This is a genomic window from Marinomonas profundimaris, from assembly GCF_000508165.1.
GTDB lineage: Bacteria > Pseudomonadota > Gammaproteobacteria > Pseudomonadales > Marinomonadaceae > Marinomonas > Marinomonas profundimaris.
Map to the genome: position 1 here is coordinate 113,198 of NZ_AYOZ01000062.1, position 26,012 is coordinate 139,209.

Sequence of the window (26,012 nt, forward strand, 5' to 3'; positions counted from 1 at the left end):
ATTATTGTTAATAGGATTTGTTGGCTATTAATTAACCTGAGATTTTTTGTAATACCCACTGCCCAACAGCACGTCTTGCCAATTGGATTTATCGACCGTGACGGGCTCAAGCAAATAACTCGGGATGACTTTGATGCCATTGTCGTAGGTGGTCGTGTCATTGATTTCAGGTTTGGTGTCGTTCAATACCGCTTGCACCATGCCGACCGTCACATTGGCTAATTCTCGCGTGTCTTTAAAGATGGTCGAGTATTGCTCACCAGCAATAATAGACTTAACAGAAGGCACTTCGGCATCTTGACCTGTTACGACGGGCATCGCCATGCCGCCAGAACCATAACCAACGCCTTTTAGTGACGATAAAATACCAATTGAAATACCATCATAAGGAGACAATACGCCGTTTATACGTTTTTCGGTGTAATGCGCAGACAGCAAGTTATCCATTCGAGATTGCGCGGTGGCGCCGTCCCAACGTAACGTACCGACTTTATCCATACCCATTTGGCCAGACACGACATTGACCTTACCGGAATCGATCATTGGCTGAAGCACAGACATGGCGCCGTTGTAGAAGAAGTACGCGTTGTTATCGTCTGGTGAACCACCAAATAACTCAACGTTGTAGGGTCCTTTACCACGTTTCTCCATGCCGCTGACCAAGGATTTTGCTTGCAGCACACCGACTTTAAAATTATCAAAAGTCGCGTAGTAGCTCACATAAGGGCTGTTTTTGATCAGTCGATCATAAGAAATCACCTTGATACCTGCGGCATCGGCATTTTCCAGCGCGTTCGATAACGTTGTGCCGTCAATTGCGGCGATCACCAAGACATCAACGCCTTTTACGATCATATTTTCAATTTGAGAAAGCTGATTTGGAATTTCATCTTCTGCGTACTGCAGATCGACTTTATAACCAGCGTCTTTGAATAGTTTGACCATGGAATCGCCATCGGTGATCCAACGAGCAGAGGATTTGGTTGGCATGGCAATACCAACATAACCATTGGCGGCCAACGCACTGGCGGAACTGAGCACCGTTGCGCCAAGCACCAAACCAGCCATGGCATTCTTTAGATAGTTCATTAGCTTCTCCTGTTACGGCCGAGTCAGCGCAATGAAGAGCAAACTCAGTTGGCCATAGGGTTATTATGATTATTTTTTCTAGCCAATCAGGTCTTAAAAACCTGTTATTCAGAGTATGGAAAACAGACATACCATTCAAATAGAATAAATGTTGTACTGCATACCGTTTTTGATATGTGAATAGAATTGTTGGAGAAGTGTTAAATCCCCGTATTACGTGCTGCGCAATACCAGCAAATTTCGTATTATATTTCCCTTTATCAACACCATTTACTGAGAAGAACTGCATGGAATTTATTTGGATCTTATTCGCGTTTGCCTGCGGACTCGCTGTAAAAATGATAAACCTACCGCCATTAATCGGCTTTTTGTTGGCGGGTTTTTTGCTCAATTTTGCGGGATTAGAAGCCAGCTCTACGCTGGATTCGCTTGCCAACATTGGCATCACTTTAATGCTGTTCTGCATTGGCTTAAAGCTGCATGTGAAAGACCTTCTCAAACAGGAAGTGTGGGCATCGACTCTTGGTCATATGGGGGTTTGGTCTCTGCTTTTTGGCGGCATCGCGTTGTTACTTGGTACGCTGAGCCTGCCTTATTTCGGCGTACTCGACTTTAAAACTGCGGCACTACTTGGCTTCGCGCTCAGTTTTTCCAGCACGGTTTGTGTGATGAAGCTACTGGAAGAAAGCAGCGAACTAAAAACCCGTCATGGTCAGTTGTCGTTAGGTATTTTGGTCATGCAAGACATTGTGGCAGTCGTATTTTTGGTTGCCGCCACCGGCAAAATCCCGTCTATATGGGCGCTGGGGTTATTTGGCTTATTGATGATTCGTCCGATCATTAACAAGATCGTTGATAAAGCAGGACACGGTGAAATGCTGCCACTCACCGGACTTTTCCTCGCATTAGGTGGTTATGAGTTGTTTTACCTCGTTGGCGTAAAAGGCGACTTGGGGGCTTTGATCGTTGGTATTTTGCTCGCGTCGCATTCCAAAGCCGCCGAAATGAATAAGTCGTTGATGAATTTCAAGGATCTATTTTTAATCGGTTTTTTCTTATCGATTGGTTTTACCGCTTTGCCTACTTTAAGCATGGTCGGCATCAGCTTGATCATTACGCTTGTCATTTTGGCAAAGTTTGCGCTCTTCTTCTTTATGTTAACCAAGCTAAAACTGCGCGGCAGGACGGCATTTTTGTCCTCGATGATTCTGTCCAACTACAGTGAATTTGGCCTTATTGTTGTGGCCTTGAGTGTGGCAAATGGCTGGTTGGATAAAGAGTGGTTGGTGGTGTTAGCGCTGGCGGTCTCTTTCTCGTTCGTTATCACCAGTGTGTTGTATCGCAATGTTCACCACTTGTACCATAAAAACAAAGAAGTCATTCGTCGTTATGAAGACACAGACTGCTTACCAGAAGACGTTTTTGTTCAGCCGGTGAATACGGAAATTCTCGTCGTTGGTTTGGGCCGAGTCGGACGTGGTGCATTTGAGTCGTTAAAAACCTTATCGGACGGTACCGTCGCTGGCATGGACGCGGACAGAAATCGTATTAACCAAATGCAAGAAGACAACGAAAATGTTTTCTACGGAGACGGTGAAGATGCGGATTTATGGGAGCGTTTGGACACGTCAGACATCAATCTTATTCTATTGGCCTTGCCAGTCGCGGAAGACACGACGAATGTCGCTATACAGTTGCGTAAAGCCAACTACCACGGTCAGATCGTGGCCATCGCTCGTTATCAAGATGAGCGAGATATTCTGCTTGCCTCAGGTATCGACAATGTCTTCAACTTCTACACAGAAGCCGGTACCGGTTTCGCGGAAGAAAGCTTGGCGCTGATTCGGGCTCAAAATACAGCGAGTTAAATCACCTACGCTCACCAAAGAACACTCACCTTTAGTTCGCTCAGCATAATAATCCCACTTTATGCTGAGCGAACTACCCGCAGCCTGTAAATAAGCACACACATAAACCAACAAATATTGTACGTTTTCCAATCACATTGAGCGCTATAATAGAAAAAATGTACTTATTTCAGACGATATAAGTAATCATATACTGCATCGAAGCATAAGGAGTCAGCGTGTCATCCCAGCCTACCAATGATCACCCTACAAAACGCTTGTCTCAGGCATTTTCTGCTTTTTTCCAACAGGTGACAATTCCTAGCGAACACGCCGACAGCTATCGATATCATCAGTTTTGTACCATCGTTCGTTTATTACCGCTGGTCAGCCTTGCCACCTTTTTTGCGGCATTTTGCGGTTTATATTTTGCTTGGAACCAAGGCAATAACGGACTTATTGTCATATGGACAAGCATACTGGCCCTCATCGCCTCATCCGAATTAATAGTTTGGTGGCTGTATATTGCTCGCCCTAGTGTCCATTATGTATCCAAATTTATGGTCTACTTGCTGGCATTCAGTATTGGCCTTGCAGGCATATTTTACGCCATCATTACCATCCATTTATTCAGTCTCTTTTCCGATCATGAACGTATTTTTCTCTTCGCCATTGTGTCGGCGTTTCTGTCTAGCGGCGGATGGATTTTTGCCAGCATTCCATTAGTTGGTTTGGTCTGGACGATCAGTATGAGTGCCGGACTAATATTCGGCCTGATCTATTTATTTGGTGATACCTATTTTTTATTGGCGGTATTAGCGGCTTTTTATTGTGTGTTTTTATGCTCCGCCATCCTCATTTTTTCTCGGCAGTATTTAAAAGCCTTAATGTCAGAAACAGAAATTGAAAACCAACATCAAACGGTCAGTTTATTGCTCCATGACTTTGAAGAGAAAGCCACCGACTGGTTATGGGAAACCAATAAAAAAGGCCATTTACGCCATTTGTCTCAAAAGCTGATTGAAGCAGCGCAATCCGATGAGGAAAAGCTTTTAGCCTTCCCTTACATTAGCATCATCGGAAACTTGCTCGAAAAAGGCGAAGAAGATTCCCTTAATCAACTGCAAATACTGTCTGAAGCACTGGCATCCAACTGTAATTTTAGTGACATTGTCGTGCCAGTAAACATCAATGGCGTGACGCGTTGGTGGTCCTTTTCTGCCAAAAAGCTGATGGATAAAACACATCAGTTTAATGGCTGGCGTGGCGTGGCGTCTGATATTACCAACAGCGTATTGCGTGAACGAGAAATGATAAAACAAGCGAATACCGATACCTTAACGGGGATTGGTAATCGACTCTTTTTTAATGACCAGCTCGCGGCGCTGTTCCCTAAGGCCGATGACTTGGATGCATCTTGTGCCTTGCTGTTATTGGACTTGGATAACTTCAAACTGATTAATGATTCTTTTGGCCATGCCGCCGGCGATGAATTGTTGATTGAAGCCAGTAAGCGGCTTCGTGACAATACGCCAGACAACGCCATTCTTGCCAGGCTGGGCGGCGACGAATTCGCCATGATCGTACCGCATCCTGCGCTATACGCCGAAATCGCAATCTTAAGCAGTCAGCTCCAGCACGCTATTTCTCAACCGTGGCATTACGGTGAAAACCTCATTGAAATACACGCCAGTATTGGTATCGCGTTTACCAGCCAAGCCATCACTCGCATTGATTCGCTTTTACGAGCCAGTGATTTAGCGCTTTACGCCGCCAAAGAGGCAGGTCGTGATGCGGTTCGTTTTTTTGATCCTGCCATGGAAGAAGCCGCCAACCATAAAGGTCAAATATTAGGAGAGATGCGACAGTCCATTTTCAATAATGAATTTGTTTTGCATTACCAGCCTCAACTCGACTTAAGCACCGAAAAGCTCATTGGTTTTGAAGCCTTGGTACGATGGAAGCACCCTAAACGAGGCATGATACCGCCTCTCGATTTCATTCCCATTGCCGAAGAAAGTGGCTTGATTCTACCGCTCGGTTCTTGGGTGTTAGAGCAAGCTTGTTTGGAAGCGGCCAAATGGCCTGCTAACACGTACGTGGCAGTGAATGTCTCTGCGATTCAAATAGAGCGCAGTGACTTTTTATCAGAAGTAAAAGCGGTCTTGCAGCGTACTCAGTTACCACCAGAACGTTTGGAAATTGAAATTACTGAATCTGTGCTAATGACAGACCAAACGCCTGCGTTTAGCTTCCTTATGGGGTTAAAAGAGATTGGCGTCAAAATCGCGCTGGATGACTTTGGTACGGGGTTTTCTTCTTTGTCTTATTTACAGAACTTACCGCTAGACAAGATCAAGATAGACCAATCCTTCATCAATTTATCCGATACGGACGACAAAGCCTGCGCCATCATCCGAACCATTACGCAACTGGCGGAGGCACTTCAATTGAATACGATTGCAGAAGGCATTGAGCGCAACGGGCAATACAAACTCCTGTCTGAGTTAGGTGTCAATTCAGGGCAAGGCTATTGGTACGCCCGCCCTATGCCCGCCGAAGAGATTACCGCCTTTATTGAAGGTAAAAAAGCCTTGTAGCCGTTCTCAAGCGATTGGCTTTTGCGTAGCGTCTATTTTGGCTTTCACGGCTTCAGCTTGTTCGGTCAACTCTGAATACAGTCGAATGTCACCTCCACGCTGGGCCTGCATGGCTTTTTCCAGTAACACGCCATATTCTTTATTGAGTTTCTTTAATGGGTCCGATTTTAAAAATGAAAACATAAGCGTCCTTTAATTTGAGTCTGTTATTGATACGGTCACAAACCGCATTTGGATGACAAAAAAAACGCCAAGCAGTGTAATAATCTGCTTGGCGTTTTTATGTGTTTTACCTTTCAACCAGTAACAAGATTGAAATTACACGTCTAAGAAGTCCATGATGCCTTCAGCCGCTTTACGGCCTTCATCAATGGCCGTTACCACAAGGTCAGAACCACGAACCATGTCGCCACCAGCGAAGATCTTCTCATTCGTTGTTTGGTACATGAACTTGCCTTTTCTCGGCGCGATAACACGACCACGAGCGTCGGTTTCAATGCCGAACTTCTCGAACCAAGGCGCTGGGCTTGCTTGGAAACCAAACGCCACCAGAATCGCGTCAGCAGGAATAATTTGCTCGCTGCCTTCAATGACTTCCGCGCTGCGACGGCCATTTTCATCTGGCTCGCCCATTTGGGTTTCAACCACTTTAATGCCTTCGACTTTACCATCACCAATGATTTCGACTGGCTGACGGTTAAAGAGGAACTGCACGCCTTCTTCTTTGGCATTTTGCACTTCTTTACGTGAGCCTGGCATATTTTCTTGGTCACGACGATACGCACAAGAGACGCTTTTCGCGCCTTGACGAATCGCCGTACGGTTACAGTCCATCGCGGTATCACCACCACCCAAGACAACCACTTGTTTGCCTTTTAGGTTGATGTAATCCGCTTCGTCTTCTTCGAAGTCTAGGCAATGATTGACATTGGAAATCAAATAATCCAAAGCGTCGTAAACACCCGGTAGATCTTCACCAGGGAATCCGCCTTTCATGTATTTATACGTTCCCATGCCTAAGAAAACCGCATCGTACTCTTCCAATACATGTTCAAACGGAACATCATCACCCACCGACGTGTCCAACACAAACTCAACACCCATTTCTTCGAAAATTTCACGGCGGCGCGTCATAACGCTTTTTTCCAGTTTGAATTCTGGAATACCAAACGTCAGCAAGCCGCCAATTTCTGGGTACTTATCAAAAACAACAGGCTTAATACCGTTACGAACCAAGATATCAGCACAGGCAAGGCCCGCAGGACCAGCACCCACAATCGCGACGGTTTTATTCACCGGCACCACGTTGGACATATCCGGACGCCAGCCCAAAGCAAAGGCAGTATCCGTAATGTATTTCTCAACCGAACCAATCGTCACCGCACCAAAGCCCCCTTCGCCAAGCGTACAAGCGCCTTCACAAAGACGATCTTGCGGACACACTCGACCACACACTTCCGGCAAGGAGTTGGTTTGATGGCTCAGTTCAGCCGCTTCTAAAATACTGCCTTCACTGACCAGTTTTAGCCAGTTTGGAATGTAATTATGAACAGGGCATTTCCACTCGCAATAAGGGTTGCCACATTCTAGACAACGGTGCGATTGATCTTTTGCACCGGCCTCTTCGAACGGTTTATATATTTCGACGAACTGCGCTTTACGGGTAATTAAAGGCTTTTTCTTCGGATCTTTACGATCTACTTCGACGAATTGAAATACGTTTCTCAAGCGCTCAGACATAAGCTGCTATCTCCTCGGCCGCCTGTTAACAAGCGGCGCTTCTTTCAAATGGGTCAGACTGATTCATTCACAACGCTTGGCTTCATTCAAACAAAACCAAGCGCCATAACAGCGTGTTTTATTCCGGACGTTGACGAGTACTCGCCAAAAGCGCGCCTAAGCTTGCCGCTTTTGGTTTTACTAGCCAGAACTTGCCAATGTAGTCATAGAAGTTTTCTAAGATCTCATGGCCCCATTCGCTGTCAGTTTCACGGACGTATTCTTCGATCACTGAACGAAGGTGCGAACGATATTCTTCTGTCAATTCCGTACCAATACGGTGAATTTCCACCAATTCGTGGTTGTATTTGTCCACGAAGGTACGATCTAAATCGAGCACATAAGCAAAGCCACCGGTCATACCAGCGCCAAAGTTATACCCGGTGTTACCCAGTACCGTTACCATGCCGCCTGTCATGTATTCACAACAGTGATCGCCGGCGCCTTCAATAACCGTATGTGTGCCAGAGTTACGCACGGCGAATCGTTCGCCTGCGGTACCTGCGGCAAACAATTTACCGCCCGTTGCACCATACAAACAGGTGTTACCAATAATGGCCGACACTTGAGACTGGAACGATGAACCGCGTGGTGGGCGAATCACTAGCTTACCGCCAGTCATACCTTTGCCCACGTAGTCGTTTGCGTCGCCTTCCAAGTACATGTTTAAGCCGCCCGCGTTCCATACACCGAAACTCTGACCCGCTGTACCGGTCAGTTTCAACGTCAATGGCACATCAGACATGCCTTGGTTACCGTAGCGTTTGGCGATTTCACCAGACAAGCGAGCACCGATAGAACGATCACAGTTCGTCACTGCAAAAGCGAATTCACCGCCTTCTTTTTCTTCAATGACGTCTTTTACTGTGTCCCACATTTTCAACGCCAATAGGCCTTTGTCATGTGGCGGGTTAAACGGTAAATCGCAATATTGTGGCTTGTCCGCTGGGATCAAGTCATTGTTCAAGATCGGCGACAAATCCAAGTTACGCTGTTTGTCCGTTTCACCAGGAAGCAACGCCAACAAATCAGTACGACCAATTAAGTCACGTAAGTTCGCAACACCCAACTTCGCCAACCAAAGACGCGTGTCTTGAGCCATGAATAAGAAGAAATTCTTGATCATCTCAACCGTGCCGATGAAGTGATCATCACGCAGACCTTGGTCCTGAGTCGCGACACCCGTTGCACAGTTGTTTAGATGACAAATTCGCAAAAACTTACACCCCATGGCAATCATTGGCGTTGTACCAAAACCGAAGCTTTCTGCGCCTAGGATCGCCGCTTTCACGACATCCAGACCGGTTTTTAGACCACCGTCTGTTTGTAGACGAATCTTGCCACGAAGGTCATTAGAACGAAGCGCTTGCTGTGCTTCCGCCAACCCTAATTCCCACGGTGAACCCGCATGACGAATGGACGTAAGCGGTGACGCAGCTGTACCGCCATCGTAACCAGAAATGGTGATCAAATCCGCGTAGGCTTTCGCCACACCCGCGGCGATCGTGCCCACACCCGGTTCAGAAACCAACTTCACAGAAACCAAGGCTTCTGGGTTCACTTGTTTCAAATCGAAAATCAACTGTGCCAAATCTTCAATCGAGTAAATATCGTGATGCGGCGGCGGTGAAATCAAGGTTACGCCCGGAACGGCATAACGCAAACGCGCAATAAGACCGTTTACTTTACCGCCGGGAAGCTGACCACCTTCACCCGGTTTCGCGCCTTGTGCGACTTTGATTTGTAGTACTTCTGCGTTGACAAGGTATTCTGGCGTGACACCAAAACGACCAGACGCAATTTGCTTGATCTTAGAGCGACGTTCTGTGCCATGGCGCGCTGGGTCTTCGCCACCTTCACCAGAGTTAGAACGACAACCTAATTCGTTCATCGCTTGCGCCAAGGCTTCATGCGCTTCTGGAGACAACGCCCCTAGCGACATACCCGCCGAGTCAAAGCGCGGCAATATGCTTTCAACCGATTCCACGTCATCGATGGCAATCGCTTTGGCTTTATCTGACAAGGTAAACAAATCACGTAACATAGACGCTGGGCGAGTATTCACTAACTCTGCGTATTTCGTGAAATCTTCAAACTTGCCACTGCCTACCGCGGCTTGTAAGTTTCGCACCACATCTGGGTTAAAGGCATGGTATTCCGCATCGTGTACGTATTTTAGGTAACCGCCCTGTTGGATCGGTTTACGCAATTTCCACGCGTTGCTGGCGATTGTTGTTTGGTCGCGCTGGAAGTCTTCAAACTTCGCGCCTTTGATTCGACTGGCGACGCCTTGGAAACATAGATCCACAACCGCTGTGTCCAAACCAATCGCTTCAAACAATTGCGCACCACGGTAAGATGCCATGGTGGAGATACCCATTTTTGACAGTATCTTCATTAAGCCTTTGTTGATGCCTTTACGGTATTTTCCGTGACAAGCGATCGGATCGCCCAACACTTCGCCTTTGTCGATCATGTCGTTAATCAGACGAAAAGACAGGTACGGATATACCGCTGTCGCACCGAAGCCTAACAACACAGCAAACTGATGAGGATCACGAGCAAAGCCAGTGTCTGCAATGATGTTCGAGTCGCAACGTAAGCCGACTTTGGTTAAATGGTGATGCACTGCACCCACGGCCATTGGCGCAGGAATAGGCAAGTGTGTTTTGTCAATGTCACGGTCGCTCAATACGAGAATCACCGCGCCATTTTTCACTTCTTCTTCCGCTTTAATTTGGAGGTTCAACACCGCCTGTTCAAGCGTTACTTCGTCAGGATTGTAATTGGTATCCAAACGCACCAAACGGAAACGGTGATCATTCATGGCCAATAATCGGCTGTATTTACGTGGCGACAACACAGGCGAAGACATGATGATTCGGTTCGCGTGCTTTGGCGTTTCTTCAAATAAGTTACGCTCAACACCAATGCAGGTTTCCAACGACATAACGATTGATTCACGCAATGGATCGATCGGCGGGTTGGTCACTTGCGCAAACTTCTGACGAAAGTAATCCGTCAATGGACGCGTTTGGCTAGACATTACCGCCATTGGCGTGTCATCACCCATTGAACCCACCGCTTCATGGCCACTTTCGGCTAATGGGCGGAAGATTTGTTCACGCTCTTCAAAAGACACTTGGAACATCTTCTGATACACCAACATTTCATCTTTGGTGAACGGCACGAACTCTTGAGTGGATTCTTCTAATAAAGATTCAACGCGAATCGCTTCTTGTTTCAACCATTTTTTGTATGGATGTAGAGACTTAAGACGATTATCAATGTCTTGAGTGTGAAGCATCTTGCCAGTTTGTGTATCGATAACCAGCATTTGACCAGGACCAACACGACCTTTTGCCACAACATCTTCTGGCTTGTAGTCATAAGTTCCGATTTCAGACGCCAACGTAATGAAGCCGTTTTTCGTCACAACCCAACGAGAAGGACGCAATCCGTTACGGTCCAACATACAAATCGCATGACGACCGTCTGTCATTACCAAGCCTGCTGGGCCATCCCATGGTTCCATGTGCATCGAGTTGTATTCGTAAAATGCACGTAACTCTGGATCCATGTTTTCGACGTTCTGCCACGCTGGTGGAATGATCAAACGTGCGGCACGGAAAATATCCATTCCGCCCGTTACTAACACTTCCAACATGTTGTCCATTGAGGACGAATCGGAGCCCGTTAAGTTAACCAAAGGTTGAAGGTCTTGAAGCTCTGGAATCAACGGTGAACGCAGTTTGTTCGCTCGCGCCAAAGCCCAGTTACGGTTGCCTTCTATCGTGTTGATCTCACCGTTATGCGCCAACATACGGAATGGCTGAGCAAGCGGCCATCTCGGTAGCGTGTTAGTTGAGAAACGTTGGTGAAACACACAAATGGCCGTCTGCAGTTTTTCATTACCCAAATCTTTGTAAAAAGACGGCAAATCTACTGGCATCATCAATCCTTTGTAAGACAACACCTTGTCAGACAAAGAACAGACGTAGAAATTTTCGTAATGTGCCAAAGCCATTTCTGTTTGACGACGAGCCACAAACAGACGCGTAGAAAAAGTACGCGCGTCCATCCGATTGCTGTCGATAAAGACTTGTTCAATGCGTGGCAGGCATTCTTCTGCAATACGACCAAGACACGTCGAATCCGTCGGGACTTCACGCCAGCCGACAACATTCAGCTCTTGGTCTTCTAACTGCTTAGTTAAGACGTCGCGCTGCTCTTTTGCCAGCACTTCATCTTGATCCAAAAACACCATGCCGATGCCGTAAAGGTCAGACAAGGTGTGACTAAACAAGTTAATCGCTTCGGTACGTAAAAAAGCATCCGGTTTTTGGATCAAAAGACCGCAACCGTCACCCGTTTTTCCATCGGCGGCAATACCACCGCGGTGTGTCATACATGTCAAAGATTGAATCGCTGTTTTAAGCAATTCATGACTTGTGTTGCCTTCCATATGAGCAATTAAGCCAAAGCCACAGTTGTCTTTGAACTCGCCAGGACGATAAAGGCCTGCATTCATACACCAACTCCCACAGTTGAAACGTAAAATTATAATTAGAGGTAAATTAGACTATTTGGTGACTGGGCTAAAAAGCGAAAGCGTCAATAAACTCGCTTCGAGAATGACTATCATCTACCCAAAAGGCCACAAAATGGACGATCATACTACCCTGCCAACGGGTTCTACTCAAATTGCCACCGAGCGGGTTTATGTTATTTTGGCGGTTTTTATAGGGGTTTTAGAGGCAAATAATGGGGACTTAGAGAATTATCTATGGCTGGAGTTTTTCCAAACAGAAAATTCCACTGTTCATTCATGTTTTTCAGAGAATTACAGTGAATTTTACTTAATTTAGAGATTACCTATACAAAAGCCTCACAAAACGAGGCATTTATGGCGTTTTATTCACTACGAGACCATTAAAAACAGCGCACTACTGCGTTTTCTTAATATCGTCCTGAATACCGCGGGCACTTCGCGCCCAAGGGTTAAGATCACGAATGTCTTTAGGAAGTGACTCTGACGCCGCAATGGCTTCACTGCGGTTTCGGTACGTTCCGTAAACAACCACAAACCAATCCTTGCCGTTATGCTTTGATTTGAAGTAACCAAATGCGTCGACACCACCTTGATCGCGGATAAAATCTTGTACCGTCGATTGGTTATGAGTGCCCAGTAATTGCAGCGTGTAGCGATTTGGATTCTGCGACAACCACCACTCCGTTTTATCAAATGGGTCTTTTGAAGTATTGAGGTTGGCCTTTTCACTTTTGGGCTGCGTCACTGGCGTGCTGATAATAGGCGCCGCTTGCGCCAATGGGGCTTCTGATCGAATCGGGGCCGTTGATATTGCTGGCGTCACCATAGAAGGTGCTGAGGGTTGCTCTGCCGTTGGCGTATTCGACATACTAATCGCAGGCAAAGAGGTTCCGACTGGAATCGGCGGCAATACGATTTCGCCCTCCTGACCGATTTTACGCTGCATCGCGTCAATACGAGCAATGGTTTCCGCAGAAGATTGCCCTTGTCGAGGACTCAAAGGAATGACATTACTGGTTCTGTCCGCGGACGTGTTTACCTGTGCGGGTTTATCAGAGAATAACACCGCCACCAAAATACCGAGCATCACGACTGACAGTAACGCCATGTGCGCTAAAGGGAAGCCCATCGCTAGATTAAAGCGAAAGCCAGATTTCGGTGGTTTGTTTCCATTGCCCATCATCGCCTGAGCAATTTGATTGATTCGCCCAGGATAACCACCAGATTCTTGATGGATTTGCGCGACTTGTTTGTCATTAAATGGCAAGTTGATCCCGCCCCCCACCGCACGAACGCGATGCAACAAATACGCTCGTGTTTGTTCTGGTGAATAAGGCGCTAAGGTAAAGGAATGACTTAATTGCTCATAACGGGAGCGCTGGTACGTGTCTAAGTTACGGGATAAGGAATATTCACTAAACAACACAACATGAGGAACGGTTTGGTTGTCGGTTGCCAGAGACATCATGTCTAACAACATGCTCACAGCATCGGTGTTTAGCTCTTGAGCATTATCAATCAGTATCAACGCCGCTTGGCCTTTCTCATCCAGATCATGAGAAAATTTAAGCAAAGGACCGAACGTGGTTTCATTTGGGGGTTGCGTAAAATGACTGGCGTAACCGGCATAGATCGCTTGCAGTAGTTGCCCCGCGGTCATCAGCATGACACCTTTGACGTGACTAACCACCGTAGTATCGTCTTGATGTCGGGCGAACTCCATCAAGAAACGACTTTTACCGCTGCCTTGTGGTCCTTGGACCACAGAAAGCAGACTGCTATAACGGCTTAGGTGTTCCAGCAGAGCAAGCTGCTGATTGCCTTCTTCAGAGGCGAAATAGACAGAAGCGTCTTTCGAGCCAAAAGGATCCCTCAGCGTCGCTTTTGAGGGCTGATTGAGCGCATCCTCTAGGTCATACTGAAAGTCTGGCTTTGACATACTTCGTCCTTCAACAATAAAGATCCAACAGAATTAAGTAAGATTCGCTTGTTTACTCGCCTCAAGCGCATCCAAAAGGCATGCATTAAAATCTTCCATCGGAAAGTCCGACGTCACCATGGCATCACCAAGCGCACTCAGTAACACCAAACGCAAACTGCCATCTAATACTTTTTTGTCCAATGCCATGCGGTCAATGAAGCTTTCAAGCGTCATGTTTTCAGGTGGCAAGACAGGTAAATTAGCCGCCTTAAAAAGCGCCACAGAACGACTAACATCTTGCTCTGTTACATTGCCCATACGCCAAGAAAGATCAATGGCCAAGACACTACCCGCGGCCACGGCTTCACCATGTAACCAATTCCCGTAACCCATTTCCGTTTCAATCGCATGACCGAAAGTATGGCCTAAATTCAAAATAGCGCGAATGCCGCCTTCTCTTTCGTCTTGTGCAACAACATTGGCTTTTGCCAAACAAGAGCGGTAAATCGCATCGCTTATTTTGTCATTGTCCAACGCCATCAAATGCGGCATTTCTTGCTCTAGCCAGTCAAAAAACGGCACATCGCAAATTAAACCGTATTTAATCACTTCCGCCATGCCTGCCGACAATTCACGCTGTGGCAAACTGGACAAGGTGTCGGTATCAATAATCACAGCTTGCGGCTGATAAAACGCCCCAATCATGTTTTTTCCCAGTGGGTGGTTAACACCCGTTTTACCACCAACGGAAGAATCCACTTGTGACAATAAGGTCGTCGGCACCTGAATAAAAGGCACACCGCGCTGATAGGTTGCGGCTGCAAACCCCGCCATGTCACCGACGACGCCGCCACCCAGAGCAATCACCGTGGTTGTACGATTGTGTTTTGCTTCCAACAACGACGTCATAATCATGCCGTATGTGTCCAGCGTTTTGAACACTTCACCATCAGGCAAAATACACGTATCCACCTTGTAATCGACAGATAACATGGAAACCATTTCCTCGAGATACAGAGGCGCGATGGTTTCATTGGTTACGATCATGACTTGCTTGCCATGAATGGCATCGTCGAACAGCGCTTTCTGCTGACGAACGCCTCTGCCAATAAAAATAGGGTAACTGCGGTCGCCAAGGTCAACGGTTAACGTGCGCATTAGGATACGGTAATCTCCATTTTAAGATGGCGTCGGATCGCATCTAACACCTTGTTGGCGACAGATCTAGGATGACGGGCATCGGTTTCAATAACTAAAGTCGCTACTTCTCGATAAAGAGGGTCACGTACTTCAAATAATTTTTTCAAGATGGCTTTCGGATCACCCGTTTGCAAAAGAGGTCGGTGAGTACTTTTGGATGTGCGGTACAGTTGCTGAGCAACCGATGCATACAAATAAACGACTAATGCATTTTCGCGAAGAATGTCTCTATTTTCTTCTCGCATCACGATTCCGCCGCCGGTGGCGAGCACACAGTCACCGGCATCTGATTCTGCGATGGACGCCAGCGCTTGAGTTTCTCGTCTCCGAAACCCCTCTTCACCTTCTCGTTCAAAGATCCAAGGAATATCTGCACCAGCATTGTCTTCTATGACTTTATCTAGATCATAGAACTCTTTGCCCATCGATTGAGAAATCAAACGGCCTATTGTCGTTTTTCCTGCGCCCATTGGGCCTACTAAAATAATATTGGGGGCTTTTATCATTGTATTCAATTACGTCGGGATTAAGCAGATTTAGACTGCGGCCTAGTTACCTGACATTTGTAGCAGCTTTGGCGTAATAAATACAAGTAATTCAACCTTTTCTTGCTGTTCTGACCGTCTTTTAAACAACTCGCCCAACCACGGAATGTCACTAAAGAATGGAACACGACTCTCAGATTCAAAGTGTTCCTCGCGAAAAATACCTCCTAAAACAAGTGTTTCTTGATTTTTGACAACCACCTGAGTCTTTAAGCGATTGGTTTTAAGACTGGGGACGCCATTGACCAAGTCTCCGACAGAATCCTGATGAATATTAAGAGAGAGCAAAATGTGCTCGCCATCTTTCATAAAAGGGGTGACTTCTAACATAAGCGCAGCTTGACGAAACTCTATGCTGACTTTGTCATCACTCACCGTTTGATAAGGCACCTCCGTACCCGACTCAATACGGGCAGGTTGACCTTCCGACGTGACAATTTTGGGTTTAGACACCAGATTTGCCATGCCTTCGGTTTCCATCATCTCCAATGTAAAGTTCAACAAATTCGATCCACTCACACTGGAAAAGTCCAAACTCGTCGTTGAAGTTAATGCGCCTAAATCAATGGCACCACCAATCGATGAGCGAACACCATCGGACAGCTTTGTTTGCCAGTTAACACCAAATTGTGATTGCGCCGTACGACTTACTTGAGCAATTTGAGCGCTGATTTCAATCTGCCTGAGCGGTGTGTCTAGCCAAGCCAATGTTTCTTGAATTCCCTCAGGCGCATTGCAAGAATACGCCACAATGGAGTTAGTGCGGTTATCAACGATCAAAGATAACGTCGGATACAGTGTTTGTAAGTGAACACCTACTATTTTTGCCTTAGCGTGCTTTAACACCCAATAAAACCGTCGACATTCTGAGACGGCCTTTTCCGCTTTATCCAATGGCGATGTCTTTGCTGACAGTAAAACTGCCACCCGTCCTTGCCATTCAAGCCGAAGATTAGGCTGTTGCGCGACGGCTTCCATCACCTCTTTCCAGCTGGCGTCTTTTATCGACAAGGTTAATACGTCGTTTATGTCTGGACTAATAACGACACTTTCGTTCATTTGAGAAGCGAGCCATGGCAACACCTCTTGCAACGAACGAGATTCAAAATACACATCCATCGCACTAACACAATGCGACACAGACAAGGACAAAAAACAGACCCATCGACACACACAGTTAATCATTCTCATCCCCCATGTCCCGTACGACCAATGTCTGCAAGGAACCATCTTTCGCCATTAAAGTGACGCTATTGAACGACACCGCACTGACCGTAACACCAGATCTCGGTAACCAGCTGCCTGCCTGAACCCAACGCCGATGATGTTTATAGGTCACCAATGCCGAAGCGTGCTCAGCCGAGCGCATAGTAGAAAGTAATTGCCAATCTTTCTTAATGAATTGTGTCGCGCGTAGTTTTGTGGGCAGCCAATTATGGTAGTCACGATTCGCTTTTGGTATTTTGATATCAAACAGCAAACGCCCTTTCCAATGACCACTTTGCTGACGCTGCCAATCAACCGCCTGCAAACCTAATGCGCATTGCGCTTCGACTCTTTCAAGCAACGTCTGCCATTGAGCGATTGACGCGACACCTTCCAAAGACCAAGTCGTTGGCACACTATTGAACGAAGACTCGACAGCATGCTGCGCCCAAGGCGCATCTTTAAAATGGACCGTTTGGAGATTTTTTGCCTGTCGCTCCGTTTTTCCCCATTCATACAAAGTTCGATCTCTCAGTCTTAAATGGCGATTTTGCTCGCTCTGAGTTTGAGAAATAAAAGGATACCAAGCGGCCAATTGAAACAACGCGACCAACAGGACAACCGAGCCATTAATCGCATAAAGAGCAGACATCTTAATACTCAAAGACGGAAATAGAGGCATCCACCACCTCCTCTTGATTCACGGATGCAGGCAAATAAAGAGAATGCTCTTCTACTTTCCATCGCCAATGCTGGTGCTGCTGATGCCAACGCGCTAGTAATCGATCAAGGTCCTGTTTTGGCAGTGTCACCTTAAAAGTCGCCGTAGCAATACGACCATCAAACTGCGCCAAGCGAGCGGACACAGGTAAGGTTTGAACCAGCCCTAAAACGGACTCAGAAAATTCACTCGTTTCTTGCTCTGAAGACCATGTTGATTGTGTTTCGAGGAGTGACTTACGCTCTAACAGCGCCTGTTCGGTGCGCTGCTGTGACACGAAAAGATAAGCAAAAGCCATACTGTTGATTATCACACTCAGTATCAACAAATAACCCCAGAGGCGACGCGCACTTTTGCATTTTTCTTTGTCAGGCTGATAAACAGACAAGGCGCGCTGCGAGCAAAAAGACCAAGATTGAACCTTTGGCGGCATATCAGCCCATTGCTGCTTTGTCATGATGACACATGACTTGGTTAAGCGCTTAAACGGTAAGCACAACCGCTCAGCCCATTGATTTGAACACGCAAATACCGTCAATTGAGTGTGCTTGGCAGGCAAAGTTTCTTGTTGATAGCTAAACATCACCAACTCTGGCGGAGAATACGTCGTTTCCACTGCATAGCTCAACGCCGCTAATGGCAATAAAGACGAAGGAATAAGGTGGTCAACTTGATGCTGAGAGACGGATAACCAACTGTCCGGCACTAAAACAATCAATCGCGATGCAATGGATTCATTGTCCAGAGACAAGGTTGCTTGAATGGATTCCAATTGATCAATATCTGGTGTCGATCCTTCGTTCACGAACTCGCCACAGGATACGTTTACAGACTCAGGTGAATCGAAAAAGGTGCATGTTTGGGCCGAGTAGATAGCCACAGAATAGGAGGGCATAAGCTTCATCTTTCATCCTTGAAATAGTAAGCAGCAACATAAGATTTTCGATTTGACGTCCATGCCAAATTTTTAACAAGATAACACGATTTGATGCAAAGTTAACCGCCTATTCCTTGATCATCTTAGGTATAATGCCTTTTTTTCATCCAGCATTAATTAGGCTAATATGGCTAAGACATTCAAGATACTCTTTTTTCTCGGTCTCTTCGGTACGCTCTGTGCAGCTGGCATCACCTACGCCATTTATTACAACGTGAAAGACCGCATTCCTACTGTCGCAGAATTAAAAGACATTGAACTGCGGATTCCATTACGAATTTACACCGCTGACCACCAGCTTATTGGTGAATTTGGTGATCAACGCCGCACGCCCATTAATTATGCTGAAATACCCCAAAATTTAGAACACGCCATTTTAGCCGCAGAAGACACCAATTTTTATCATCACCCAGGTGTTGATATTCTCGGTTTAGGGCGCGCTGTCGTACAACTGATCACCACAGGCCAAAAGCAAGGTGGTGGTAGTACGATCACCATGCAGGTGGCCCGAAATTACTTCTTGTCCTTCGAACAAACCTACACACGAAAATTTACTGAAATCTTCATCTCCCTCAAGATGGAACGAGAACTCAGTAAACATGAAATCCTTGAACTTTACGTCAATAAAATCTACTTAGGAAACCGCGCTTATGGATTTGAAGCCGCGGCCCAAGTGTATTATGGAAAAAGCCTCAGTGAACTCGACCTTGCCCAACTGGCAATGATCGCTGGTTTGCCAAAAGCGCCTTCGCGTTTTAACCCTGTTGTAAACCCATCGCGAGCCCTTATCCGTCGGAACTGGATTTTACAACGGATGCTGTCCCTCGGCATGATTGACAAAGACGCCTATCAAACCGCAGTCGAAGCACCTATTACCGCAAAAAATCATGGCATCATGCCTGACATAGAAGCTGGTTACATCGCTGAAATGGTTCGATCAGAGCTCTATAGCACCTTTGGTGAAGACCTTTACAGTACTGGTATGACCGTCTACACCACCATAGACGCAGAAAAACAAAAGTCCGCCAATGAAGCGGTGTTCAATGGCGTATTAAATTATGACATGCGCCATGGGTACCGAGGTTCCATTGAAACGCGCATCGACCTAATTGATGCACCACTAGAAGAACAGGAAAAGGCCTTACAAGACATTGAGCCATTCAAGAACTGGCAAACCGCATTAATCATATCGACAGAAGACACCTCAGCCGATGTCCGCTTAGCGAACGGAAAGCGAGCAACATTGTCATGGGATGCAATAAAATGGGCAAAACCCTACATTAGCGAAGACGCTCAAGGTCCGTCTCCATCCGCGGTCGCTGACGTGTTGGTTCCGGGTGATATCGTTCGTTTACGCCCAGACGCTCAATCACAATGGTTATTAGCGCAAAAGCCGGAAGTGCAAACCGCGTTGATTTCACTAGACAGCAAAGATGGTGCAATCCAAGCACTGGTCGGTGGTTTTAATTTTTATGAAAATAAATTCAACCGAATTACCCAGTCTAAGCGTCAACCGGGATCGAATTTCAAACCCTTTATTTATGCCAGTGCATTAGACAGAGGCTACACTGCGGCGAGCATTATCAATGATGCGCCCGTGGTATTTAACGATACCAACCTCGCAACAGCATGGCGTCCAACCAATGATGGCGGCAAGTTTTACGGGCCAACACGTCTACGCCAAGCACTGTATCGTTCGCAAAACATTGTCTCTGTTCGTTTACTGGATGAATTGGGGGTTCGGCCAACGCTGGATTTCTTGCGCCGCTTTGGGTTTGATCCAAACGAGCTTCCACACAACTTGTCTTTGTCTTTGGGCAGCGCGAACTTATCGCCTTTGCAAATAGCGACCGGTTACGCGGTTTTTTCAAATGGCGGTTACCAAGTTCAGCCTTACTTAATCGACAGAGTCATCGACAGAAATGAAAACGTACTGTTTCAAGCAAATCCCGTCACAGTTTGTCGAACCTGTACCCTGCTTGAAAAAACCACCGATGGTGAACCTCAAATGGGGCTATTTAACACGCAAGATGGCATTCGAAGCCTACCGATTGCACCTCAAGTACTGGACCCAGAAGTAAACTACATCATTTATGACATGATGCGTGATGTTATAAAATACGGCACAGGACGACGCGCACGCGTGCTTCAACGTGATGATATTGCTGGTAAAACTGGCACCACAAACGACGGCCGTGACGCTTGGTTCTCGGGTTTCAATGGCGATTTAGTCACCTCCGTCTGGAGCGGTTTTGATAACTCATCTCCTCTGGGGCGCGGTGAATGGGGCGGCTCCGTTTCCTTACCGCCATGGATTGACTACATGCGCGATGCACTCAAAGACACAACGCCTTCTTTTGTCGCCAAACCATCTTCATTGGTGACAGTACGAATCGACCCTAAAACGGGCGAACGTGCACTACCAGGGCAATCAAACGGTATTTTTGAGATATTTAGAAAGGAACATGTGCCGCCACAACGCGATCTCAACCTGCCCTCATCAAATACCAACGCTGGCAATGAGGCTCAAGAAGAAACACAAGAAAATAACGCGCTAGAAAACCTCTTCTAAGCTTCTTACTTATGCCTTAACCATAAAAAAGGCGACTCCTTAATCAGGAGTCGCCTTTTTTGTACCTCGCTTTTACTTAAGCACCGAAGTGATCAAGATTCTCAAGCGGGTAAAAGTCTGGGTATTGAAGCATAGCAACACCAGAATCTACAGCGGCTTGCGCCACAGCAGAAGACACAACGTTAAGCAAACGAGCATCCATTGGTTTTGGCAAAATGTACTCTTTACCAAAGCTCAACGCGCCGCCGCCGTACGCGGCAACAACATCTGCAGGTGCTTCTTCTTTTGCAAGATCTTTTAATGCATGAACCGCAGCCACTTTCATTTCTTCGTTGATCTTAGTCGCACGAACGTCTAAAGCACCACGGAATATGAAAGGGAAGCCAAGTACGTTATTTACTTGGTTCGGGTAATCAGAACGGCCGGTTGCCATGATCAAGTCATCACGTGTCGCACGAGCCAATTCAGGATTGATTTCTGGGTCTGGATTTGAGCAAGCAAACACGATTGGGTTAGCCGCCATTTTAGCCAATTGATCTGCAGAGAAAAGATCAGGACCGGATACGCCGATGAAAACATCTGCGCCTTCAATGGCATCGTCCAACGTGCGTTTGTCTGTATCAATCGCAAACATCGCTTTAAATTGGTTCAAATCGTCACGACCAGAGTGAATAACACCCTTACGGTCCAGTACGAAGATGTTGTCACGCTGCGCGCCACAAGCAATGATCAGCTTCATACAAGCCGTTGCTGCTGCACCTGCGCCTAGGCAAACGATTTTCGCGTCGGCAATGTCTTTACCTTGAAGCTCAAGCGCATTCAATAGACCTGCCGCCGTTACAATGGCAGTACCATGTTGGTCATCATGGAAAACAGGGATAGAACAACGCTCAATTAGCTGACGTTCAATCTCAAAACACTCTGGTGCTTTGATGTCTTCTAAGTTGATACCACCATACGTATTCGCAATGCGCGCAACGGTATCGATGAAAGCTTGTGGGCTTTCAGATTCAACTTCAACATCAACAGAGTTAATGCCAGCAAAGCGCTTAAACAACAACCCTTTACCTTCCATAACTGGCTTACTTGCCAATGGGCCTAGGTTACCTAGACCAAGAATCGCCGTACCATCGGAAATAACCGCAACAAGGTTGCCTTTACCTGTGTAACGGTAAGCGGCTTCTGGGTCTTTTGCGATTTCGCGACAAGGCTCAGCCACACCTGGGCTGTAAGCTAAAGAAAGATCACGAGCGGTTGCGGTTGGTTTAGTGATGGTTACGCTCAGTTTTCCTGGAACTGGATACTCATGGTAGTCCAGTGCAGCTTGCTTAATATCTTCTGCCATTATGATGTTTCCGTCTGTTTGGTGTAATTAATTAATTTTATCGTAGCCGAATGGCGCCTTGTTTCAGAACCTAAAAAAGCGTTGAAAGTAGCGCCTTATATTTTTAATCTGTCAGAATAGTCGATCTATTCATTTCTTTAAAGCACAAAAACAATAGGAATATTCTATCAATCAATGATTGGTAGGCGCTTCAATTTCAAGTAAATCATTAGGGTGTCTTACCGATAGAACCCAAGATTTAAATGCTGAATTACGATTTTTTCTTTGATGCTGCCAGCCACGTACTTCTATCTCCTTACCCTCAAGATAAAACACTTTTTGGGCAGGCCAATAATCGATAACGTTTGGTGGCAAATTGATCACTAGATCCTGATTGGTTTCTAGCCACCAACCTCCTCGGTTCTGAGTAATTGAAGTGATGGTGACACGAGATAATGCAAATCCAGCTTTTGGCTGCCATTGCAAAGTTTGCTGCCATAATCCCTTATGCGCATTGCGAGCTGAGCTCTCAGCGGCCTCAAAACATGCTTGATACGCTAGGTTTGGAGGGAAAGCAATACGATAACCAAGTCCTTCGGATAGTAACTGACTTGTCAGTGAAATACGATCTTTATCGAAAAGGTAGTACAAATAACGACCATATCTATCGCGGTCATTTTTGGCTTTTTGTATGTACACAAAGCGATCAAGGCGCGAGCGTAAAAAGCGCGTCGCTTCAACAGCATAAGCCTCATGCTGGCCTTTTTTATGATCAAGTTCTGGTGTATCAATGCCCACCAACCGAACTTTCCGGCCATCGGTAAGATGAACGGTGTCGCCATCGACCACACGCTTGATCGTTGCCTTTTCAAGTTCGCCCGTTGCTTCGCACTGCGTATTCGCTTGTACAGCAAAGGACAAAAACAAAAAAAGCGCCAAGAAAACTGGGCGCTTTTTTAATGCGATCACAATCGTTCTACCAATATTACTTAGTAGTACGACGCGCTCCGAAACGCTTGTTAAAGCGATCAACACGACCACCAGTGTCCAACATTTTTTGTTGGCCTGTGTAGAATGGGTGACAGTTGCTACATACGTCGATGTGCATGTCTTTACCAGCAGTTGAGTTAAGGTTCAGAGTGTTACCACAAGTACAAGTTGCAGTAAGCGCAGAGTAAGTTGGGTGGATATCTTTTTTCATCGTATTTACCTTAAAGTTTGGTGTGCCGCCACTTGGTCGATATAGATGGGCTATTGCCGCGCCAAGCACCGCACGTTTCGTTGTACAGACATTGTACAGTGGTGCCAAGAATCGCGTATTTTAGGGATCTATTCGCCAATCAGCAACCCTTTTGTCGTGCTTTTCTTATAAAATTGCCACTCGCACCGAACCACTACTCTGACGTACACTTAATTCTTCGTCGAGATACTCTATTTTTGCTTTACTAAACAAGGTCTAACCTAACGCATGTCCGAGGCGCTTCTTACTCCTTACCCTTTTATCAAAGTCGCTCTACCTGTGCCAATGCGCACCCTGTTTGACTACAAGGTCCCCAAAGCCATTGCGCTTCGACACGAATTAAAGCCGGGCATGCGAGTCAAAGTTCCGTTCGGAAAAAGCACCCGCCTCGGTGTGATTGTTGCCTTGAGTGAATCCAGTGACTGGGATCCTGCGCAAGTCAAACCACTCACATCTTTGTACGACGAGCGCCCCGTTATTACAGAAGAGCTCATGGCTCTGTGTGAATGGGCCGCTCGTTATTACCATCACCCTATTGGCGATGTGGTTTTCCATGCGTTACCCATATTGCTTAGAAAAGGCGAAAACGCGGAATTCCGTACAGAAAACTGGTGGCTAACCACACCTGAAGGGCAGCACTTACCGCTCGATCAACTCAGCCGAGCGCCTCGACAGCAAGATTTTTTGAAAGCCGTGCAACAACACCCGCACGGTTTAAGCCAACATGCAGCCTCTGTTCTCGACCTTGCACCAGCGGCAGGTAAAAGCCTAGAAGAAAAAGGCCTACTGCGTAGGGAACCTCGCTCATTCAACAAAGGCGGAGAAAAGCACTCTCACCAAACGCAAATTCCGCCCACTCTAAACCCAGAACAAGCCATCGCGATAGAAGAACTGCTCGATACACGCCACCAGTTTCATGTGTCTTTATTAGACGGTGTGACCGGCAGCGGTAAAACCGAGGTGTTTTTACGACTGATGGAGCGCCTCATCACAGAAGGAAAACAAATCCTCGTGATGGTGCCAGAAATTGGCCTGACACCTCAAACACTGAAACGCTTCGAAGTCCGCTTCAATACTGACATTGTGTTGATGCACTCCAACATGAGTGATCGAGAGCGCCTTGATGCCTGGCTCTTAGCGGCCAGTGGTCATGCGAAAATCATCATCGGCACACGCTCAGCGGCGTTTATTCCGGCACCCAACCTCGGTCTTATCGTCATTGATGAAGAGCACGACACCTCTTACAAGCAGCACGAAGGCTTTCGTTACCATGCCAGAGACCTTGCGATTAAACGCGCGCAATCGCTGAATATTCCTGTTTTATTAGCCTCAGCCACACCGTCTTACGAGAGCTTAACCAATGCGCTGCAAAAGAAGTTCTCTTGGCTCAAACTGCGTAAACGCGCAGGCAACGCACACATTCCAGAAATGGAACGCGTCGACCTGAGAGGCAAAACCTTAATTCACGGTTTTAGCGAACACGCTCTTGCCAGTATAAAGCTGTGTTTAGAGCGCAAAGAACAAGTGCTGATCTTCTTGAACCGTCGCGGCTATGCGCCCACCTTGATGTGTCATCAGTGCGGCTGGATCGCCGCTTGTGATCATTGCGACGTGAACCTTACCGTTCACAAACGCGCCAACAAACTGCATTGTCATCACTGCGATACACAGAAAGCGTTATTGCATACCTGTCCAGAATGCCAGTCAGAAGAACTGTTTACCGTAGGCGAAGGCACCGAGCAGGTTGAAACACAGCTCAGTACATTATTCAAAAACGTGCCTATTTTACGGATCGACAGAGACAGTACGCAGCAAAAATCGGCCATGGCAAAATTGACGCAAAAAATCCATGAACACGATCAAGCGATTCTGATCGGCACGCAAATGCTGGCAAAAGGTCACCATTTCCCGAACGTCACCTTGGTTGTCATTATGGATGCGGATGCGGGGCTTTTTTCCTCGGATTTTCGAGGTATGGAACGCACGGCTCAACTGGTCACACAAGTAGCCGGACGGGCTGGACGCGCTAAAAAACCGGGTCATGTGTTGCTGCAAACCTATCATCCAGACCATGCGGCAATCGAATGCTTGTGTAACCTAGGTTACGAGCATTTTGCGATTGACGGATTGGCCGAACGCAAATCACTCTCGCTGCCACCGTTTTATCATCAAGTCATTGTGCGTGCGGAATCTGGCAATGAACAAGAAGCGATGCAGCTTTTGTCTGCAATGAGAAATGACCTTGAACCCTACTTTTCAAAAGACGTTTATCTGGTTGGGCCTTACGCCGCCATCATCGTTCGTAAAGCCGGACAGCACCGCGCGCTTATTTCCATCAAATCCGCCCACCGAGCGCCGTTGCACCAAGCGACACAAATGATGACCAACTGGTTAGAAAAATCCACAAGGCAACATAAAATTCGTTTTGCAATCGACGTGGATCCACTGGAAACTTACTAAGCTTGCCCCCATAATGTGC

The 26,012-nt window shown here is 46.6% G+C and carries 18 protein-coding genes; 5 read left to right on the forward strand and 13 right to left on the reverse strand.

The window, feature by feature from the left end; translation table 11 throughout:
* Positions 1-27 precede the first annotated feature (27 nt).
* Positions 28-1,089, reverse strand: a complete 1,062-nt coding sequence (gene chvE, locus D104_RS36775) for a multiple monosaccharide ABC transporter substrate-binding protein (RefSeq protein WP_024025694.1) — start codon at positions 1,087-1,089, stop codon at positions 28-30.
* A gap of 287 nt (positions 1,090-1,376) precedes the next feature.
* On the opposite strand from chvE, the gene D104_RS36780 reads away from it, so the two are divergent.
* Together D104_RS36780 and D104_RS0119175 are read left to right on the forward strand one after the other, a co-directional pair.
* Positions 1,377-2,957, forward strand: coding sequence for a cation:proton antiporter family protein (locus D104_RS36780; protein ID WP_024025695.1), 1,581 nt, complete (start codon positions 1,377-1,379; stop codon positions 2,955-2,957).
* Positions 2,958-3,175: 218 nt separating this feature from the next.
* Positions 3,176-5,536 (forward strand): EAL domain-containing protein, encoded by a 2,361-nt coding sequence (locus D104_RS0119175; RefSeq protein ID WP_024025696.1) that lies wholly within the window; start codon positions 3,176-3,178, stop codon positions 5,534-5,536.
* 6 nt (positions 5,537-5,542) lie between these two features.
* Here D104_RS0119175 and D104_RS37360 read toward each other — a convergent pair whose 3' ends face one another.
* From D104_RS37360 to gltB, 3 genes are all read right to left on the reverse strand, one after another.
* The gene (locus D104_RS37360; RefSeq protein WP_024025697.1) at positions 5,543-5,719 is read right to left on the reverse strand and encodes a DUF6435 family protein; all 177 of its coding nucleotides are present in this window, start codon (positions 5,717-5,719) and stop codon (positions 5,543-5,545) included.
* A gap of 135 nt (positions 5,720-5,854) precedes the next feature.
* Positions 5,855-7,276 carry an FAD-dependent oxidoreductase gene (locus tag D104_RS36785; protein ID WP_024025698.1) on the reverse strand — a complete coding sequence of 474 codons (1,422 nt, stop codon included), beginning with the start codon at positions 7,274-7,276 and terminating at the stop codon, positions 5,855-5,857.
* Positions 7,277-7,394: 118 nt separating this feature from the next.
* On the reverse strand, positions 7,395-11,846 hold the full coding sequence (gene gltB / locus D104_RS36790) for a glutamate synthase large subunit (RefSeq protein ID WP_024025699.1): 4,452 nt from the start codon (positions 11,844-11,846) through the stop codon (positions 7,395-7,397).
* A gap of 133 nt (positions 11,847-11,979) precedes the next feature.
* On the opposite strand from gltB, the gene D104_RS36795 reads away from it, so the two are divergent.
* Positions 11,980-12,183, forward strand: coding sequence for a hypothetical protein (locus tag D104_RS36795; protein WP_152531180.1), 204 nt, complete (start codon positions 11,980-11,982; stop codon positions 12,181-12,183).
* Between the two features lie 78 nt (positions 12,184-12,261).
* Here D104_RS36795 and D104_RS36800 read toward each other — a convergent pair whose 3' ends face one another.
* Genes D104_RS36800 through D104_RS36825 form a run of 6 tightly spaced genes read right to left on the reverse strand, consistent with a single transcriptional unit; the run spans position 12,262 to position 18,364 of the window.
* Complete coding sequence (locus D104_RS36800) at positions 12,262-13,806, reverse strand: SPOR domain-containing protein (protein WP_024025701.1); 1,545 nt, start codon at positions 13,804-13,806, stop codon at positions 12,262-12,264.
* 33 nt (positions 13,807-13,839) lie between these two features.
* On the reverse strand, positions 13,840-14,946 hold the full coding sequence (aroB, locus tag D104_RS36805) for a 3-dehydroquinate synthase (RefSeq protein WP_024025702.1): 1,107 nt from the start codon (positions 14,944-14,946) through the stop codon (positions 13,840-13,842).
* Positions 14,946-15,494 (reverse strand): shikimate kinase, encoded by a 549-nt coding sequence (locus tag D104_RS36810; protein WP_024025703.1) that lies wholly within the window; start codon positions 15,492-15,494, stop codon positions 14,946-14,948. Before D104_RS36810 ends, aroB begins: the two co-directional genes overlap by 1 nt.
* Positions 15,495-15,536: 42 nt before the next feature.
* The gene (locus tag D104_RS36815; RefSeq protein ID WP_024025704.1) at positions 15,537-16,718 is read right to left on the reverse strand and encodes a type II and III secretion system protein; all 1,182 of its coding nucleotides are present in this window, start codon (positions 16,716-16,718) and stop codon (positions 15,537-15,539) included.
* Positions 16,711-17,421, reverse strand: a complete 711-nt coding sequence (locus tag D104_RS36820) for a hypothetical protein (protein WP_024025705.1) — start codon at positions 17,419-17,421, stop codon at positions 16,711-16,713. Before D104_RS36820 ends, D104_RS36815 begins: the two co-directional genes overlap by 8 nt.
* Positions 17,393-18,364, reverse strand: a complete 972-nt coding sequence (locus tag D104_RS36825; RefSeq protein ID WP_024025706.1) for a hypothetical protein — start codon at positions 18,362-18,364, stop codon at positions 17,393-17,395. Before D104_RS36825 ends, D104_RS36820 begins: the two co-directional genes overlap by 29 nt.
* Positions 18,365-18,524: 160 nt before the next feature.
* Between D104_RS36825 and D104_RS36830 the strand changes: the two genes are divergently transcribed.
* On the forward strand, positions 18,525-20,969 hold the full coding sequence (locus tag D104_RS36830) for a penicillin-binding protein 1A (protein WP_024025707.1): 2,445 nt from the start codon (positions 18,525-18,527) through the stop codon (positions 20,967-20,969).
* A 76-nt stretch (positions 20,970-21,045) separates the two neighbouring features.
* Here the strand turns inward: D104_RS36830 and D104_RS36835 are convergent, their stop codons facing one another.
* The 3 genes from D104_RS36835 to rpmE form a co-directional block, all read right to left on the reverse strand.
* Positions 21,046-22,314, reverse strand: coding sequence for a malic enzyme-like NAD(P)-binding protein (locus D104_RS36835; protein WP_024025708.1), 1,269 nt, complete (start codon positions 22,312-22,314; stop codon positions 21,046-21,048).
* 171 nt (positions 22,315-22,485) lie between these two features.
* Positions 22,486-23,262 (reverse strand): thermonuclease family protein, encoded by a 777-nt coding sequence (locus D104_RS36840; RefSeq protein WP_235075972.1) that lies wholly within the window; start codon positions 23,260-23,262, stop codon positions 22,486-22,488.
* Positions 23,263-23,278: 16 nt separating this feature from the next.
* Positions 23,279-23,494, reverse strand: a complete 216-nt coding sequence (rpmE, locus tag D104_RS37270; protein ID WP_084546058.1) for a 50S ribosomal protein L31 — start codon at positions 23,492-23,494, stop codon at positions 23,279-23,281.
* 267 nt (positions 23,495-23,761) lie between these two features.
* Between rpmE and D104_RS36845 the strand changes: the two genes are divergently transcribed.
* Positions 23,762-25,993 (forward strand): primosomal protein N', encoded by a 2,232-nt coding sequence (locus tag D104_RS36845; RefSeq protein WP_024025710.1) that lies wholly within the window; start codon positions 23,762-23,764, stop codon positions 25,991-25,993.
* Positions 25,994-26,012 lie beyond the last annotated feature (19 nt).

Coding starts and splice junctions, on each gene's coding strand:
- chvE (WP_024025694.1), bottom strand. CDS start 1,089: ATGAACTATCTAAAGAATGCCATGGCTGGTTTGGTGCTTGGCGCAACG.
- D104_RS36780 (WP_024025695.1), top strand. CDS start 1,377: ATGGAATTTATTTGGATCTTATTCGCGTTTGCCTGCGGACTCGCTGTA.
- D104_RS37360 (WP_024025697.1), bottom strand. CDS start 5,719: ATGTTTTCATTTTTAAAATCGGACCCATTAAAGAAACTCAATAAAGAA.
- D104_RS36785 (WP_024025698.1), bottom strand. CDS start 7,276: ATGTCTGAGCGCTTGAGAAACGTATTTCAATTCGTCGAAGTAGATCGT.
- gltB (WP_024025699.1), bottom strand. CDS start 11,846: ATGAATGCAGGCCTTTATCGTCCTGGCGAGTTCAAAGACAACTGTGGC.
- D104_RS36795 (WP_152531180.1), top strand. CDS start 11,980: ATGGACGATCATACTACCCTGCCAACGGGTTCTACTCAAATTGCCACC.
- D104_RS36800 (WP_024025701.1), bottom strand. CDS start 13,806: ATGTCAAAGCCAGACTTTCAGTATGACCTAGAGGATGCGCTCAATCAG.
- aroB (WP_024025702.1), bottom strand. CDS start 14,946: ATGCGCACGTTAACCGTTGACCTTGGCGACCGCAGTTACCCTATTTTT.
- D104_RS36810 (WP_024025703.1), bottom strand. CDS start 15,494: ATGATAAAAGCCCCCAATATTATTTTAGTAGGCCCAATGGGCGCAGGA.
- D104_RS36815 (WP_024025704.1), bottom strand. CDS start 16,718: ATGATTAACTGTGTGTGTCGATGGGTCTGTTTTTTGTCCTTGTCTGTG.
- D104_RS36820 (WP_024025705.1), bottom strand. CDS start 17,421: ATGCCTCTATTTCCGTCTTTGAGTATTAAGATGTCTGCTCTTTATGCG.
- D104_RS36825 (WP_024025706.1), bottom strand. CDS start 18,364: ATGAAGCTTATGCCCTCCTATTCTGTGGCTATCTACTCGGCCCAAACA.
- D104_RS36830 (WP_024025707.1), top strand. CDS start 18,525: ATGGCTAAGACATTCAAGATACTCTTTTTTCTCGGTCTCTTCGGTACG.
- D104_RS36835 (WP_024025708.1), bottom strand. CDS start 22,314: ATGGCAGAAGATATTAAGCAAGCTGCACTGGACTACCATGAGTATCCA.
- rpmE (WP_084546058.1), bottom strand. CDS start 23,494: ATGAAAAAAGATATCCACCCAACTTACTCTGCGCTTACTGCAACTTGT.
- D104_RS36845 (WP_024025710.1), top strand. CDS start 23,762: ATGTCCGAGGCGCTTCTTACTCCTTACCCTTTTATCAAAGTCGCTCTA.